Origin of the sequence: Ewingella sp. AOP8-B2-18 (genome assembly GCF_052376015.1) — a bacterium.
In the GTDB taxonomy this organism is placed as follows: Bacteria; Pseudomonadota; Gammaproteobacteria; order Enterobacterales; family Enterobacteriaceae; genus Ewingella; species Ewingella allii.
In genome coordinates this window covers 44,066-59,912 of sequence record NZ_JBQSVB010000001.1, presented here as the reverse complement: position 1 = coordinate 59,912, position 15,847 = coordinate 44,066, and the positions used below count along the sequence as shown (strand labels likewise).

The following is a 15,847-nucleotide window of genomic DNA, read 5'->3' as shown; positions in this document are numbered from 1 at the left end:
ATTCGATAAATCAGCAGGTTTTAAGCGAAGCCGGACATCGCCCGTCGGCAGAAAGTGATTGCGGTTCAAGCAGTTGGTGCGCCAGCGACTCGGCGTGTTCGGCCACCTGCGGCAGCCCCATCAGTTCGCCAAAGCGACCGCGCGCCGCCGGGCCGACCACGTGCAGATGCGGATTGGCCTCGCCATGCAGATTCACCGTTTGCGAGCGCCCGTTGACCAGAATGCCCAGCGCCAGCGGGTCAGGCTGAATCAGGCCGTCGGCCGCCAGCTGTTGCAGCAGCGCGTCGCTTTCCAGCAGCGCGCCGTGGGCCGGGCCGGTGGTGACGATGATTTTATCGACCAGCAGGCTTTGCGCCGCCGCGCCGCGCGGTTGCAGGGTCAGCCGCACCTGCTCCCCTTCGGCGCTGACCTGTTGCAGCCTTGCCGCCAAGACCTGTAAGCGCCCGTCGGCCTGCGACTGGGCCAGCACCGCGCTGACCTGCGGCGCGATGCGATAGCGATGAACGTCCCACCACGAGCGCAGGTGGCGCAGAAAACGTTTTTGCTCTTTCAGCGACAGCCGCTGCCAGATGTGCTGGCCGTTGCCGCGAATATCATCCAACACCAGTTGCCACGGCAGGTTGGAGGCCGCCGCCTGCGCCACTTCCTGACGAACGCGGTGCAGCCAGCCGCGGGCGGTGTCGGCCTGCGGGCGCTGATAGTCCAGCGTCCATAGCGGGAAATCGCCACTCAGATTGGGCCGCGGCATCTGACCACGGCGGGAGAACGCCAGCACCCTGCCTCGATGCCCCTGCCGGTAAAGCGAGGCCACCACGTCAGACATAGTCAAACCGGTGCCGATGATTGCCACCCGGTCCTGAGGCTGCACCGCCGCCAACGCGTCGGCGCGCCACGGGTTGGCAATCAATGCCGGATGCTGGCCCAGCGCGTGGGCAATCGGCTTGGGCACTGCCGGTGGCGGATGGCTGATAGCCAGCACCACCTCATCAGCCTGATAAACCGCGCCCGACGCCGTCACCACGCCGCCGTGGCGCAGGGCCACCGCGTGGTCGCGCACGTGAGTGAGCTTCACAGCCGAATGCTCGGCGGCTTTGTCGAACTGCTCGGCGATATAAGCCCCGAACTGGCCGCGCTGCGGATAGACTTTTCCATCCTGCCATTGGGCGTCGGGGTCAGCCGGAAAGGCCTGTGAGGCGCGATACCAGCGGTCAAAATCGCCCTCTTCGGCGGCAGAAAGCTGCATCCGCGAGGCGGGAACGTTGATCCGATGCGCCGGGTCTTGGGTGCCATAGGCCACGCCGCGAGCCAGCGCGGGCCGCGGCTCAATCACCGTCACCTGCAAACCGGCCGCGCCGCGACGGGCCAGATGAATGGCTAACGCGGTGCCGGTAAACCCGCCGCCCACAATCACAATGTGACGTTCAGCCATGATCTTGCTCCTCTTAACTGGCGCTGGAATGCTTAACCGGGCGACGGTCGCCGCCGATGGTTTCGCCAAACGGGCCAGTGTTTACCGTGCGCTGGCGCTTCTCCGCGTTGGAGGCCAGCGGCAGCAAAGGCATGACTAAATCGGCGAACTGGTGGGCTTCTTCCAGATGCGGATAGCCTGAAAGGATAAAGTTTTCGATGCCCAGCGCCTGATATTCGCGGATACGCTCGGCCACCTGTTGCGGGTTGCCGACCAGCGCAGTGCCTGCGCCGCCGCGCACCAAACCAACGCCGGCCCACAGGTTCGGGCCAATCACTAAGCCATCGCGAGAACCGCCGTGCAGCGCGCTCATGCGAGCCTGCCCGGTGGAGTCCATGCGGGCGAAAATCTTCTGCGCGGCGGCAATGGTGTCGTCATCAAGATGGGAGATCAGGCGGTCAGCCGCGGCCCACGCCTCTTCTTCGGTTTCACGCACAATCACGTGCAGGCGAATGCCGAAGGTCAGTTTGCGGCCCTGCGCTTCGGCGCGCTGGCGCACCACGGCCAGTTTTTCCGCCACCTGCTCTACCGGCTCGCCCCACGTCAGGTAAGTATCAATCTGGTTGGCCGCCACGTCGATGGCTTCTTCGGAAGAGCCACCAAAGTAGAGCGGCGGGCCATTTTCCTGCACCGGCGGGAACAGCACTTCGGCACCTTCGACGCGAATATGCTCGCCGTTGAAATCAACTTTTTCGCCTTTCAGCAGGCGGGAATAGACGTCAAGAAATTCGCGAGTGACCTGATAACGCTCGGCGTGGCTGAGGAAAATGCCGTCGCCTTTGTTTTCTACCGGGTCGCCGCCGGTGACGACGTTAATCAGCAGACGGCCATCGGAGAGGCGATCCAGCGTGGCGGCCATGCGCGCGGCGAGGCTTGGCGGCTGGAGGCCCGGGCGAACCGCCACCAGATAGCGTAAACGCTTGGTGATAGGGGCCAGCGCCGAGGCCACCAGCCATGAGTCTTCGCAGCTTTTGCCGGTTGGGATCAACACGCCGTAGTAGCCCAGATTGTCGGCAGCAATGGCAACCTGCTGTAAATACGGCAAGTCGACTGCGCGCCCGCCTTCGGTGGTGCCAAGGTAGCGGCCATCACCGTGAGTGGGCAAAAACCAGAATACGTTGATGTTGTCCTGCGTTGCGTCGCTCATTATCTCTTTCCTATATAACGATATCTAAATTTATTTGATAGAAAGTTACTGTTTGGTTATAACCCCATGAGCAGGAAGTGTGCCAATCGTGACAATTTAATTTCCTATTTATTATCAGTAAGTTAAATATTTTCACTGTTTGAAGTTTTGCTGCAAATGCAGCAGGCGTTGAACGCAAACTGATGCATTTGCAACAACTGGCGGTTTTACCCCCTCGCCGACGCCCTTGGACAGCGGTATGGTTTTCTTCCCCTACCCCGCAGGAGTGATTCAGATGCAAAGCCACGGCCCAACCCTTGTCGATCCCGCATCGATAGCTTTTCAAAGCGTGCTTGACCGCCTTGCGCCCACTGACGCCACGGTGCTGATCGTCGGGGAAACCGGCACCGGGAAAGAGGTGGTGGCGCGCTATCTGCATCATCACAGCCTGCGGCGTAATGAGCCTTTTTTGGCGGTTAACTGCGGGGCATTGACCGAAAGTCTGGCGGAGTCAGAACTGTTCGGGCATGAGAAAGGGGCGTTTACCGGCGCGACGGAGCGCCATCAGGGCTGGTTCGAGGCGGCCGAGGGCGGCACGCTGCTGCTGGATGAAATTGGCGAGCTGAGCCTGCCGCTGCAGGTCAAACTGCTGCGCGTGTTGCAGGAGCGCGAGGTGACGCGGGTCGGCTCGCGCAGCCCGGTCAAAGTGAATGTGCGGGTGATTGCCGCCACCCACGTCGACTTAACCCACGCCATTCGCGAGCGGCGCTTTCGCGAAGATCTCTATTACCGCCTCAACGTGGCGGCTGTCACCCTGCCGCCGCTGCGCCAGCGCCGGGAAGATATCCCGCTGCTGGCAGAGCACTTTCTGACCCTCTACGCCCGCCGTCTGGGGCGACCACAGCTGCGGCTGGCCGACGACACCCTCGACCAACTGATGGAATACCCGTGGCCTGGCAATGTCCGCGAGCTGGAAAACACCCTGCACAACGCGGTCCTGCTGAGTAGAGATCCGCTGATCACCCCGCGCCAGTTAAGGCTCGGCCCGGTGGGTATCGACCACCTGCCGATGGGGCAAGACGGGCTGGATGAGTTTATGCGCCAGCAGCTTACCCGCCAGCAGGAGCAGAACAGCGACAACCCGCTGTACCAACGGGTAATTGACGCGCTGGTGCGCAACGCCTTTGAGCTGAGTAACAGCAATCAGCTGCAAACCGCCGCCCTGCTTGGCGTCAGCCGCAATACCCTGCGCACCCACCTCGGGCATCTCGGGTTGATTAAGGCCCGGCGCAGCGTCACCGGCCTCGGCCCGCGCGGCGTGACCGAGCGCCCGCAGCACGAGCGCGAAGTGCGCATTGGTTATCAGAAGTTTGGCAATCTCGGCATTTTAAAAGCCCGCCAGTCGCTGGAAGCGCAGTTCGCCGACCGCGATATCAGCGTGTTGTGGAGTGAGTTCCCCGCTGGCCCGCAGCTGCTGCACGCGCTGAACAACCGCGAGATCGATTTCGGCACCACCGGCGAAGTGCCGCCGGTATTCGCCCAAGCCAACGGCAGCATGCTGACCTACGTGGCGTGGGAACCCGCCGCGCCGCAGAGCGTGGCGCTGCTCGTCGCGCAGGACAGCCCGATTGTTTCTATTGAAGATTTACGCGGTAAGCGCATCGCGGTGAATAAAGGCTCCAATGTGCATTATCTGTTAGTGCAGATTTTGGATGAGGCGGGGCTGACGCTTGACGACGTGCGGGTGGTCTACGCGCCGCCGAAATATCCGCTGACGCCGAGCGACCATCACGCCGTGGACGCCTGGATGATGTGGGATCCGCTGCTGAGCGACGCCGAGCACGGCGGCAAGCTGCGGGTGATCGCCAACGGCAGTGGGCGGGTCAACAATCACCAGTTTTATCTGGCACACCGCGAGTTTGCGGCTCGCTCGGCGGACCTGCTGCACACCCTGATGCGCGCGCTGGAGCAGACCGGGCGCTATATCGACGCCAACCGCGAAGAGGCCGCCGCCCTGCTCTCCGACGAGCTGGGGCTGGAAACCAGCTCGCTGCTGCACGCGCTGGCGCGGCGCAGCCACCAGACCCAGCGCATGGACTTGGGGATCATTCGCGACCAGCAGGCCATCGCCGACCGTTTCTACGCGCTGGGGCTGCTGCCTCGCGCCATTAAAGTGCGCGACGCGGTGTGGAACCAGTAGCGCGGCGGTAAGCAAAAAATTCGCAAAGCTTAGGTTTTATTCTCATTAAGCACTTTTTTCAGCCTTTGCTATGTTCGCTGACATAATCCGGTTACCAGAGAAACCTCATGAAAAAATTACTGCTCAGCGGCCTGAGTGCCGCCATTCTGCTCGGCTCTTTCAACGCGGCATGGGCCGAAGACGCCCCGAAAACCGTCAATATTGGCTATCAGAAAGCCAATATTTTCGCCCTGCTCAAGTACCGTGGCACCCTCGACAGCGACTTCAGCAAACAGGGGATCACCGTGCGCTGGGTGGAATTCCCGGCTGGCCCGCAGATGCTCGAAGGGCTGAACGTCGGCAGCATCGACTTAGCCGCCACCGGCGACGCGCCGCCGACGTTCGCTCAGGCCGCCAAAGCGGATTTAGTCTATCTGGCGCACTCACCGGCCAACCCGCAAACCGAAGCCATCGTGGTGCCGGAGAACTCGCCAATCAAAACCGTGGCGGATTTGAAAGGCAAGCGCGTGGCGCTGAACAAGGGTTCTGACGTCAACTATCTGCTGGTCAGCGCGCTGGAAAATGCCGGTTTGAAATATAAAGACGTGACCCCGGTTTACCTGCCGCCAAGCGATGCCCGGGCGGCATTTCAACGCGGCGCGGTGGATGCATGGGTGATTTGGGACCCGTATCTGGCCGAAGTGGAAACTCATGAAAAAGCGCGCTTGGTGAAGAATGCCGAAGGTTTGGTGCCGCACTACACCTTCTATCTCGCCAGCCGTAAGTTTGCCGACACCTATCCGCAAACCGCCGAAAAAGTGGTGGACGAACTGAAACAGCTGAGCGACTGGGCGAACAAAAACCCGGACGGCGCGGCGGATATTTTGTCGACATCCACCGGTCTTGATAAAGCCATCTGGGCCAAAGCCGTCGCCCGGATGCCGTTTGGCGCCGAGCGCATGACCCCGGAGGTGTTCAAAGAGCAGCAAGCTCTGGCCGACAAGTTCAGCGAAATCGGCCTGTTGCCGGTGAAAGTGAATGTCTCTAGCGCTACCTGGTCGCTGGATAAAAAGTAAGTTAAAGACTAACTCAGCCCCGCAGCGATTTTGGCGACACGCCAAACTTCTTGCGGAACGCGACGGAGAAATGCGCGGGGCTATAACCCACTTGATAAGCGGCGGTGGAGACGCTCACGTCCCCCGCCGTTAACATTTGCCACGCCGTTTGCAGGCGCAGCGATTGCAGATATTCAAACACGCTTTCCCCAAACAGGCGGCGAAAACCGACCGTCAGCTTGCGGGTGTTCATCCCCACGGTGAGCGCCAACTCGGCGAGCGTCGGCGGATTGAGCATCCGCTCACTCAACAGCAGTTTGGCGCGATTTAGCTTGTCGATATCCGCCGAAGAGAGGCGCAGCAGGTCGTTTTCCGTCAGCGCGGGAGGGGCAGCAAAGGCGTCCAGCGTATAGGCGATGATCTCCAGCGCTTTGCCAGACAGATAGAGCGCCCGCGAAATTCCCTGCAGCGGACAGCTGGCGACCTGAGCGCGCAGCGCCTTAATGGCCGGCGAGGACGCCATCACCATCAGCCTGGGGCCGGTGAATGTTTCCAGCTGGAAAGCGTGCTGAAGTTGCTGCTGCACCTCAACCGCCAGCCGGCTGTCGATAGCCGACGGCGAAAGCGAAATCGCGGTATGCTCCAGCACCCGCCCCGGCTCAAAGCGCTGCATCCCTTCACTCTCACCTTGGTTCCACACCGCACAAAGACAGGGGCCGCTAATGCGCTGGCTGCCTGATGCGCCTGGCAACTTACAGAGCAATTCGCCGCGATCGACAATAATGATTTTCAGCCCCTGCTGGAGACGTTCGGTTTCCCATTCCCCGTTCTGCGGGCAAATTGAACCACTGCTAAAGGCAATCGAACCCTCAAAAATGGCCTCATTGGCCGACTGACCCACTTCGCCGCTGCTGTTTTTCATCTGACGACCTGTTGAAAAGGGCGGGAGACGCCGCCGCAAGTTGTTGCTAATAATTCTTATTCTCACATTATCAGCCTTTGCCTTGCACTTCCAGATATCGCGCGCCAAGGCGCTACACGCAAGGTTCCCAAGGCTATTTATCGAAAGAAAGAGTTCCGCCAGCGAAAGCCTTCGCCATTGCCAGAAAAATCCTCAGGGTGAGAATAGCCAGCGCTGAAATAATTCTCATTCGCCTTGGAGATAACCGGTGTTAAAGCATAAAAAACATAAAATGACTCTTTTGGCCGCGTGCGTTGGCGCAAGCTCGCTGGCCGTTTCTATACCAGGATGGGCACAAAATAGCGGGGAAGAAGAGACGCTGACCGTCACCGCCGACGGCAGTTCGGCGCATGGCGAAGGCTATGTGGCGAAACAGAGTAAAACCGGCAGCCGAACCAACGCGTCGGTGCTGGCAACCCCGCAGTCGCTGAGCGTGATTGGCCGCGATGAGCTGACCGATCGCAACGTTCAAACCACCACCGAGGCGCTGCGCTATACGCCGGGCGTGTTCGCCTCGACCTCCGCCGTCAGCTCAAGGTTTGACTACTTCAGCCTGCGCGGATTCGACGCCACGCTGAACGGCGCGCTGCTCGACGGGCTGCGCTCCACCACCGCGCAATCCTATGTGCGCTATCAGCCTTATGGACTAGAAAGTATCGACGTGCTGCGCGGCCCGACCGGTTTTCTCTACGGCGTCGGCTCGCCGGGCGGCGTGGTGAATGGCATCAGCAAGCACCCTACCGAGCAGACGCTGCACGAAGTGGGCGTACAGGTGGGCAATCACGACAGATATCAGGGGCAGTTTGATTTCTCCGGACCGGTCAATGATGACAAAACCCTGCTCTATCGGCTGGTCGGCGTAGGTCGCGACAGCAACACCCAGTTTAAAAACGTGCCGGATGACACCGGATACATAGCCCCTTCCCTGACCTGGCAGCCCGACCGCGATACCACGCTGACGCTGCTGACCTCCTTTAGCCGCGACAAGTTTGGCCCGCCGCGCAACTTCACGCCGATATACGGCACCCTGCTGAGTAACCCGAACGGCAAGCTGCCGCGCGATGTTTATCTCGACAACAGCGGGCTAGACAATCACATGAACCAAACCAACATCGGCTATGAGTTTGATCACCGCTTCGACGACGTTTGGTCATTCCACTCCGCCAGCCGCTACACCTCTAACGACCTGCTGACCCAAACCTGGTCGGGTACCCGACTGGCGGCGGACATGCGCACGCTGAACCGCGCAGCCTATGAGTTTGGTATTAAAGGCAAAGTGTGGGCCACGGACAATAATGTGAAAGCGCACTGGGACGCGGGTTCGGTGACCGGAACCACGGTACTCGGCGTGGGTTATCGCCGCACCGGGGAGGATTACTATCTGAATTATGGCGCAGCGCCGTCGGTGGACATTTACCACCCGACCTACGGGGGCAATTTCTCCGCCGCGACGCCTTTCACCTCGACCTATCAAAAAGCCGATGAAACCGGCGTCTATTTGGGCAACACGCTGGCGCTGGCCGAGCGCCTGATGCTCGACCTGTCGGCACGCGAGGATTGGGCCTCGGTCAGCACCGATAATCGGCTGAAAAGTACCTCAACCAGTCAGGATGACCACCACTTCACGTGGCGAGCCGGGCTGACGTGGCTGACAGACAGCGGCGTCGCGCCCTATGTCAGTTACACCACCTCTTTTGCGCCGGTTCTTGGCACCAATTTCTATGGTGAAACCTTCAAACCAACCACCGGCAAGCAGATTGAAACCGGCGTGAAATACCAGCCAGACAGCTTTGACGGGCTGTTCACGCTGGCGTGGTTCAACCTCGAGCAAAATAACGTCTCCACCACTGACCCTAACAACAACCTGAATACGGTGCAGACCGGGCAAGTGACGTCGAAGGGGATTGAAGCCTCGGCCGCCGCCAATCTCACTCCGGCCATGAAGGTTATCGCCAGCTATACCTGGAATGATTTGGAAACCACCAAAAGCACGGTGGCGGGCGCACAGGGCAAGACGCCGACCGGCATGCCGGAGCAGATGGCTTCTCTTTGGGCTGATTACAGCATTCAGCAGGGGCCGCTCACCAGCCTCGGCTTCGGCGCGGGCGTGCGCTACGTCGGCAAAACCTGGGCAGATACCAACAACAGCATTCGCGTGCCGGACTACACCCTGTTTGATGCCGCCTTGCACTATGACCTTGGCGAACTGGACCGCTCGCTGCACGGGGTAAAACTGGCGGTTAACGCTAACAACCTGTTTAACAAAGATTATTACTCAGGTTGCGGCACCACCAGCTGTAGTCAAGGCTTTGACCGCACGCTCACCGCAACCGTCAGCTATCGCTGGTAAGGAACAGAAGAATGACCCGATTGAAATCACTCATGGCGCTGGCGGCCTCGCTGCTGTTTATCGCCAGCTTTACCAGCGCCGCCGCGCCCATCACCGTGACGGATATGCTTAATCGCAGCGTGACGCTGCCTGCTCCCGCCAAGCGCATTGTGCTGGCGGAAAGCCGCCATATCATCACCTTGGCCTTGCTGGAAAAGGACCCGCTGGAGAATATCGTCGCGTGGGGTACCGACCTGCAACGCTACTCCCCTTCCACCTTCGACGCCCTGAAGCAGCGTTTTCCACAGGCAGCAACGGTGCCGGAAATCGGTGATCTGAACAGTGGGACCTTTTCGATGGAAGCGGCCATCGCCGCCAAGCCGGATCTGGTGATTTTCACCCTGTATGGCCGCATCCCCGAGGGGCTGAATAAGCTCGACGCGGCGCATATTCCCTATGTTTTCGTCGACTTCTTCCGCCGTCCGCTGGTCAACACCGTCCCGAGCATGTTGATGCTTGGCAAGCTTCTTGACCACCAGCCGGAGGCCGAGGCCTTTGCCCAGCTCTACCAGCAGCACATGGATAACCTCGCCCAACGGCTGGCCAACCTGCCGCGCCCGCTGGTGTTTTTCCATCTGAATCCCGGCGGCGATGACTGCTGCTTTACCTCCGGCACTGGCAATATGAGCGATTTTATCGCGGCGGCGGGCGGGCGTAATTTAGGTGCAGAAGCGCTGACCAGCGGCATTGGTAAGTTGAATCTGGAATACGTGCTGGCGAAAAAGCCGGACTTTTATCTGGCCGGCGGTGGATCCACCGTCACCCGCAAAGGGCTGCTGGTTGGCCCTGACGTCACGCCGGAGCAGAGTGCGCGCTCGCTGCAAGCCATCATTGAGCAGCCGACCCTCGCCAGCCTGTCGGCAATTCGCAATCAGCGCGCGGCGGGGATCTGGCTGTTCTTCTTCGACAACCCGCTGTTCTTTGTGGGCGTTGAAGAGATGGCAAAAATGTTCCACCCAAGCGCCTTTGCCGAGCTGGATCCTGCTCAGACGCTGGATGAAATAAATCAGCGCTTTCTGGCCTTCCCGCTGCGAGGCACTTTCTGGAGCGGCCCGGCCCAATGAGAGCACCGGTTAAGGGATTAACAGCTTCACTCCTGCCGCCACTGGCGCAGGCGATCACCATCAATGTGGCGGTGATCGCCTGTTATCTCGCTCAGGCCGGGCTGACGGCTCTGCTGCTACACAGGTTAATGATGGCAGGAAGTTCGGCCAGGATAGCCACTCCCCTCATGCTGTTGGTGGGCGTGATAGCCCTTCGCGCCGGGCTGTTGTGGCTAAGTGAAATCGCGGCCCAGCGGGTGGCGGCAACCTGCAAAACGGTATTGCGCCGACGCTTACTGCAACAATTAACGCGCTTCGGGCCGGGAATTGGCTTAGTACATAAGGTCGGTGACTTACAGGCTACGGTGATTGGCGGCGTTGAAGCCATAGAAAGCTACTACAGCCGCTACCTGCCTGCCGCCTGGACCGCCCTGCTCGGCTGCGGGCTGGCGCTTGGCGTGATGGTCTGGATTGATTGGCCCTCGGGCTTACTGCTGGCGCTGTTTGTGCTGGCTTTCCCGCTGCTCGACTGGGGATGGATGCGCTGGCAGAGGCCTCAGGCAACCGGCGTTTTTGCCGCAATGGGCGTCTTTAGCAACCGGCTGCTGGATGCCCTGCAAGGGCTAGCCACGCTGAAAGCCTTTGGCGCATCGCCGCGCTGGCGGGCAAAGCTGGCGCAGGACGCCGCCGAGCTGCGATGCGCGTCGATGGCGACGCTAAACGTCACGCTAATGCGCGGCGGCATCACGCGCTTAATCACCCTTAGCGGCATTGCGCTGGTGCTGGCATTCAATGCCTGGCGCGTCGCCGGGCAGCAGCTCTCGCCGATGGTGTTACTGCTCACCCTGTTTCTCGCCCGCGAGGCGTTTCGCCCGCTGGGTAAGCTGGAAAACGCCTTTCATACCGCATGGGCTGCCAGCGGCGCGCAGGGGCCTATTGCCGAGCTATTGTCCCTCCGCCCGCCGGTTGCTGATCCTCTCCAGCCTAAGGCGCGCGCCGACAGTTATTCACTTAGCGTCGATAAGCTGTCATTTACTTATCCGCAGGGCCAGCCCGCGCTGACTGATGTCTCTTTTCGCATTGAGGAACAGCAGTTCGTGGCGATAGTCGGGCCGTCGGGTGCCGGTAAATCCACCCTGATGGCTCTGCTGCTGCGCAGCTTCGACCCGCAGCTGGGGGCTATTAGCCTCGGCGGCGTGGATATCCGCCAACTCGAGCTTCAGGCCCTGCGGCAAAGCATCAGTTTAGTATCGCAAGAGGTGTTTTTGTTTCACGGCTCGATTGCCGACAACCTGCGCATTGCCAAACCCGATGCCAGCGACGAGGAGTTAGCCACCGCGGCGCGAGCGGCGCAAATTGCCGATTTCATCGAACAATTGCCGCAGGGTTATCAGACGCAGGTTGGCGAGCGCGGGGCGCAGCTCTCCGGCGGCCAGCGCCAGCGGTTAGCCATTGCCCGCGCATTGCTTAAAGATGCGCCGATTTTACTGCTCGATGAAGCCACCGCCAGCATTGATAGCGACAGCGAACGGGCGCTGCGCCAAGCCTTGTCGCAGTTTCGCGGGCGGCGCACGGTGATTGCTATTGCCCATCGGCTCGAAAGCATTCAACACGCGGATCTGATTCTGGTGTTCGACAAGGGGCGACTGGTCGAACAGGGTCAGCATCCGCAACTCAGCGCCAACGGCGGCTGCTATGGCCGCCTGCTCGCCGCACAGGAGGAGATGTTATGAGCACGAAGCAGACCGAAATGTGGGGACTTGTCCGCCTAATGAAAGGCCAACAGGGCCTATTGGCGCTCACCCTGTTGGCGGGAATAGTGGCACAAAGCGGCACGCTGGCGAGCATCGCGCTGGCGGCGTGGCTCACTGGCTGCGCCATCGTTACCCCCTCCGTCAGCGGCTTAATCCCCATTATTGGCTGGATGTTGGGCCTGGTGCTGTTGACCGCCGCGGCGCGCTGGCTGCAGAGTTGGTCGTCCCATGATTTGGCTTTCGCCCTGATTGAGAAGCTACAGATAGGGATTTTTGACGGGCTAGAACGCGCCGCGCCGGGCAGGCTGCTGGGGCAGCGCGTTGGCGATCTGGCCTCGATTGCGACTCACGATGCCGAGCTAATGGAGCGTTTTTATGCCCATACGCTGGCAGATTATGTCGGCGCGGTCATCGTCCCGCTCGCCGCGCTGGCTGTGCTGTATGGCATTCATCCGCAACTGGCGTTAGTCGTTTCCCCTTTCCTGCTGCTGATCGCGAGCGTGCCACTATGGCTATCTCGGCTCGCGGCGCATCAGGGAAAGCAAGTGATGTCCCAGCTCGGGCAGCTTAATGCCGACACGGTCGAATTTATTGCCGGGCAGCGCGAATTGGCCGTCTTCGGCCAAAGTGAAAATGTGGTTCAGCGGCTGGTGCGGGACACTCAGAATCTCAGCAAAGCCCAGCGCCGATACGGCTCGCGCAGTGGTCTGGAGCAGGCGGCAATTGACCTGCTGAGTGCCTCGACGTTGGTGGCGACGGTGTTATCAGCCGGCCATTTATTGGCGCAGGGCCAGCTTGAAACGCTGATGCTGCCGGTGGTGCTGGTGCTCAGCGTCGGCGCTTTGCTGCCTATCGTCGACGTCACCCAGACCGCCAGCCAGTGGGGGGAGTTGCGCGCTGGCGCAGCCCGGATTTTAACCATTATGCAGCAGTCGGCGCAGGTCCGTGATGAAGGCAAGGCATCGGCCCCGGTTGAGAAATCCCTGCGCGTCGAGCAGGTGAGCTTTGCCTATGACCGCCATCAAAAGGCCGTTCTGGATAAGCTAAGTTTTGAAGTGAAAAGCGGAGAAATCGTCGCGCTGAGCGGCGCGTCGGGCGCGGGCAAAAGCACCTTAACCCACCTGCTGTTGCGTTTTTGGGACCCAGACAGCGGCGCGATTTTCATTGGCGATCGCGACATTCGCACTCTGCCACTGGCGACGCTGCGCCAACTCGTCTGCTGGGTGCCGCAGGATGTCTATCTTTTCGCCGGAACGATTGAGGAAAACATCCGCCTTGGTTGCCCGCAGGCCAGTCAGGCGCAGGTAGTGGAAGCCGCGAGATTAGCGCAGGCAGATGCCTTTATTCGCACCTTGCCGCAGGGCTATAAAAGCCAGTGCGGCGAAGGCGGCAAGCAGCTTTCCGGCGGCCAGCGGCAGCGCATTGCCATTGCCCGCGCGCTGCTGACCGAAGCGCCGATTTTGATTCTCGACGAAGCCTCTTCCAGCCTGGATAACCCTAACGAGCTGGCTTTCCAGCGGGCGCTTGAGAGCCTGCGCCACCAGCGCACTATCCTCCTTATCGCCCATCGCCCGGCAACGCTTCGCCGGGCGGATCGGGTGGTAAAAATGGAGAACTCGCGGGCCAGTTGAGGGTTAACGGATTTCGACTTCCGCCTCGATTTCTACCGGGATATCAAACGGCAGTTCCGCCAGCCCCACGGCGCTGCGGCTGTGAGCGCCAATCTCTGGGCCGAAGACGCGCAGGATAACGTCGGAGCAGCCGTTTATCACCGGCGGCAGACGGTTGAAGCTCGGCGCGGCATTGACCATGCCGAACAGGCGATTCCACGCCACAATTCTGTCCAGTGAGCCAAGTTCGCGGTGCAGGCTACCGAGAATCGATAGCGCGGTGAGCTGCGCCGCCCTGTAGGCCTGCTCCTCGCTCACTTCCCGCCCGACTTTGCCAAGCGTGGTATACAGCGAGCCATCGGCATTTTGCGGCCCATGCCCCGACACGTAGGCGCGGTTATTCACTATCCGCACGGCTTTGAACGGGAAAACCACGCCCGGAGGCGGAACCAGCTCTGGCGGCAAAACCCAGCCAGCGTCTTCTAATGCCTGATAAATTTTAGACATAATGATCCTTATGGTGGCTACATCTGGGGTTGATATTGCAAAGGCGAAGCGTGCTAAGTCAGATCAAGATAGCGCGTATTTCTCCGGAAAGAAGCCAGCGAGTGTGAAGAAATATTTGCCACAACTGTTCGTCAGTTTTTTTAATCCTCTGTTATAGCTGCTTTTTCCCCAGCCACTTTAGAATGCAGCCCATCGGCCCAAGAGCCGTATCTCAAGCAAGGATACTTGGCCCGCTAGCAGTGCGGGCTTTTTTTTGGGTTGGGTTTGTCTTCCTAATGACTGAATGGGAATTCCAGTCAGAGCCTCAACACTCGCGCGCACTCCTGCAATGAGCGCTGCTGGGTGTCGGCGTAAAGCTTCAGTTCGTCGATGGTTTCGCGCCCTAACGCTTTGTGGAACTCATGCTTGTTCGAATGAGTTGCGTAATGCGAACGGGCGCTATCCCCCAGATTTGATTGGAAAATCCCTGCCGCACTGACGGGAAGAAAATCTTCATACACCAGAGGTTCGAAAGAAACTGCCCCGGCCTGAATCGCCTGCTCCAGCGAGTCAAAACTTTGCTCGGACTTTTCTTCGACGAAGTAACGGAAATAAGCCAACTCCTGCTGGCGCAGCTCGGCGTAGTTGTCGGGGAAGGCGGCAAACACCTTCTCCAGAATCGCCACGTATTGCGCCGCATTCGCCTCATTGGGAAACGCGCCCAGCTCTTCTCGCGCCTGGTTGAGCAGCTCGTCATACAGCGCCCGCCCCTTGGTGGTGAGCGCCACGCCGCGCTGCTCTATCTCGCCAAAGCGCGCCGAGTGGCTGCCAGACTCCCCTGCCGCCTGCCCCTTGAAAGTGATCTTTTCATCCAGCGCTTTGAAGCTGGTCTGGCGTAGCAAGATGGGGCATTGACGGCGCGGCGGCCCTTCAATCACCGCTTTCGGCGGAATGCCGCGTTTGGGCATATCGGCCTGAACGTGATCGATATCCAGCGTGCGCGGCGTCAGGTGGTTAATGTGCGGCCCGCGAAAAGCCACCACGTCGGCAATCAGGCGATGCTGCCCATTAAGCTGCTGATACTCCTCCAGCGTGACGGTCGCAGTAGGGTGCCAGCGGAAAGTTTCCAGCGCCTGCTGCACAAACTCGTCGGCATGCTGCGGCCCGAGGCCGCCGTCGCGCTCGTGCTGCTCAATCAGCTCAAGGGCGCGTGGGGTGAAAATATTGCGTTTCGCCAACACTTTGCTGGCAAAGTCGCGCAGCGCCGGGTCTTCGATAAGTTCAAGTCGGAGTAGAGAAGTAAAAACGCGGAACGGGCTGACTTGCAGCGAGGCTTCGTGGACCGCGCGAAAGGCGGTGGAATGAACCGGCACTCCGGCAGAACTCAAATCGTAATAGCCCACCGGCTCCATGCCCATCACGGCGAACAACCGCCGCAGGGTCGCCAGCTCCTCGGCGGTGCCGACGCGGATCGCGCCATGCCGCTCCATATCCAGACGCTGCAACTCGCCGGTCTGCGCCAGACTGCTGGCTATCTCCGGCGACTGCGCCATCACCCGCTGATTGGTGTCGGCCACCAGCCCCATCAAGGTGCCATAGAGCGGAACTTCCGTCTTATACATGTCGGACATCGCGCGCGAAAAATTGGCGCGAATGGCATCGCTACTGACATAGCCTACTGCGTTCATTCGACTCTTCTCCATGACAACATTGGCCTTTCTCACTCACGTGAGCGCTTCAATCAACTCTGTTCGATATTGTGAAAATATTCAAACG

At 60.0% G+C, this 15,847-nt stretch carries 11 protein-coding genes; 6 read left to right on the top strand and 5 right to left on the bottom strand.

Annotated elements, in window-relative coordinates:
• Positions 1 to 10 precede the first annotated feature (10 nt).
• The gene (locus ACT3RR_RS00265; RefSeq protein WP_496199511.1) at positions 11 to 1,429 is read right to left on the bottom strand and encodes an FAD/NAD(P)-binding protein; all 1,419 of its coding nucleotides are present in this window, start codon (positions 1,427 to 1,429) and stop codon (positions 11 to 13) included.
• 13 nt (positions 1,430 to 1,442) lie between these two features.
• Positions 1,443 to 2,615, bottom strand: a complete 1,173-nt coding sequence (gene ssuD / locus ACT3RR_RS00260; RefSeq protein ID WP_496199510.1) for an FMNH2-dependent alkanesulfonate monooxygenase — start codon at positions 2,613 to 2,615, stop codon at positions 1,443 to 1,445.
• A 274-nt stretch (positions 2,616 to 2,889) separates the two neighbouring features.
• Here ssuD and ACT3RR_RS00255 point away from each other — a divergent pair, with 274 nt between their 5' ends.
• Together ACT3RR_RS00255 and ACT3RR_RS00250 are read left to right on the top strand one after the other, a co-directional pair.
• Positions 2,890 to 4,794 carry an aliphatic sulfonate ABC transporter substrate-binding protein gene (locus ACT3RR_RS00255; RefSeq protein ID WP_496199509.1) on the top strand — a complete coding sequence of 635 codons (1,905 nt, stop codon included), beginning with the start codon at positions 2,890 to 2,892 and terminating at the stop codon, positions 4,792 to 4,794.
• A 107-nt stretch (positions 4,795 to 4,901) separates the two neighbouring features.
• On the top strand, positions 4,902 to 5,849 hold the full coding sequence (locus ACT3RR_RS00250; protein WP_100937870.1) for a sulfonate ABC transporter substrate-binding protein: 948 nt from the start codon (positions 4,902 to 4,904) through the stop codon (positions 5,847 to 5,849).
• Between the two features lie 13 nt (positions 5,850 to 5,862).
• On the opposite strand, the gene ACT3RR_RS00245 is transcribed toward ACT3RR_RS00250, so the two are convergent.
• A complete protein-coding gene (locus ACT3RR_RS00245) occupies positions 5,863 to 6,750 on the bottom strand; it encodes a helix-turn-helix domain-containing protein (protein WP_496199508.1) in 888 nt (295 codons plus the stop codon).
• Positions 6,751 to 7,021: 271 nt separating this feature from the next.
• Here ACT3RR_RS00245 and ACT3RR_RS00240 point away from each other — a divergent pair, with 271 nt between their 5' ends.
• From ACT3RR_RS00240 to ACT3RR_RS00225, 4 genes are read left to right on the top strand one after another with little or no spacing between them, the layout of a single operon-like run.
• Positions 7,022 to 9,139: a TonB-dependent siderophore receptor gene (locus ACT3RR_RS00240; RefSeq protein WP_486031993.1), complete on the top strand. Its 2,118-nt coding sequence runs from the start codon at positions 7,022 to 7,024 to the stop codon at positions 9,137 to 9,139.
• Between the two features lie 11 nt (positions 9,140 to 9,150).
• Positions 9,151 to 10,242: an ABC transporter substrate-binding protein gene (locus tag ACT3RR_RS00235; protein ID WP_496199507.1), complete on the top strand. Its 1,092-nt coding sequence runs from the start codon at positions 9,151 to 9,153 to the stop codon at positions 10,240 to 10,242.
• Complete coding sequence (locus tag ACT3RR_RS00230) at positions 10,239 to 11,954, top strand: ABC transporter ATP-binding protein/permease (RefSeq protein ID WP_353501177.1); 1,716 nt, start codon at positions 10,239 to 10,241, stop codon at positions 11,952 to 11,954. The genes ACT3RR_RS00235 and ACT3RR_RS00230 overlap by 4 nt, the downstream gene beginning before the upstream one ends.
• A complete protein-coding gene (locus ACT3RR_RS00225; RefSeq protein ID WP_496199506.1) occupies positions 11,951 to 13,606 on the top strand; it encodes an ABC transporter ATP-binding protein in 1,656 nt (551 codons plus the stop codon). Before ACT3RR_RS00230 ends, ACT3RR_RS00225 begins: the two co-directional genes overlap by 4 nt.
• A gap of 3 nt (positions 13,607 to 13,609) precedes the next feature.
• On the opposite strand, the gene ACT3RR_RS00220 is transcribed toward ACT3RR_RS00225, so the two are convergent.
• Positions 13,610 to 14,092 carry a RidA family protein gene (locus ACT3RR_RS00220; protein ID WP_496199505.1) on the bottom strand — a complete coding sequence of 161 codons (483 nt, stop codon included), beginning with the start codon at positions 14,090 to 14,092 and terminating at the stop codon, positions 13,610 to 13,612.
• 296 nt (positions 14,093 to 14,388) lie between these two features.
• Positions 14,389 to 15,759, bottom strand: a complete 1,371-nt coding sequence (gene hglS, locus ACT3RR_RS00215; RefSeq protein WP_496199504.1) for a 2-oxoadipate dioxygenase/decarboxylase HglS — start codon at positions 15,757 to 15,759, stop codon at positions 14,389 to 14,391.
• Positions 15,760 to 15,847 lie beyond the last annotated feature (88 nt).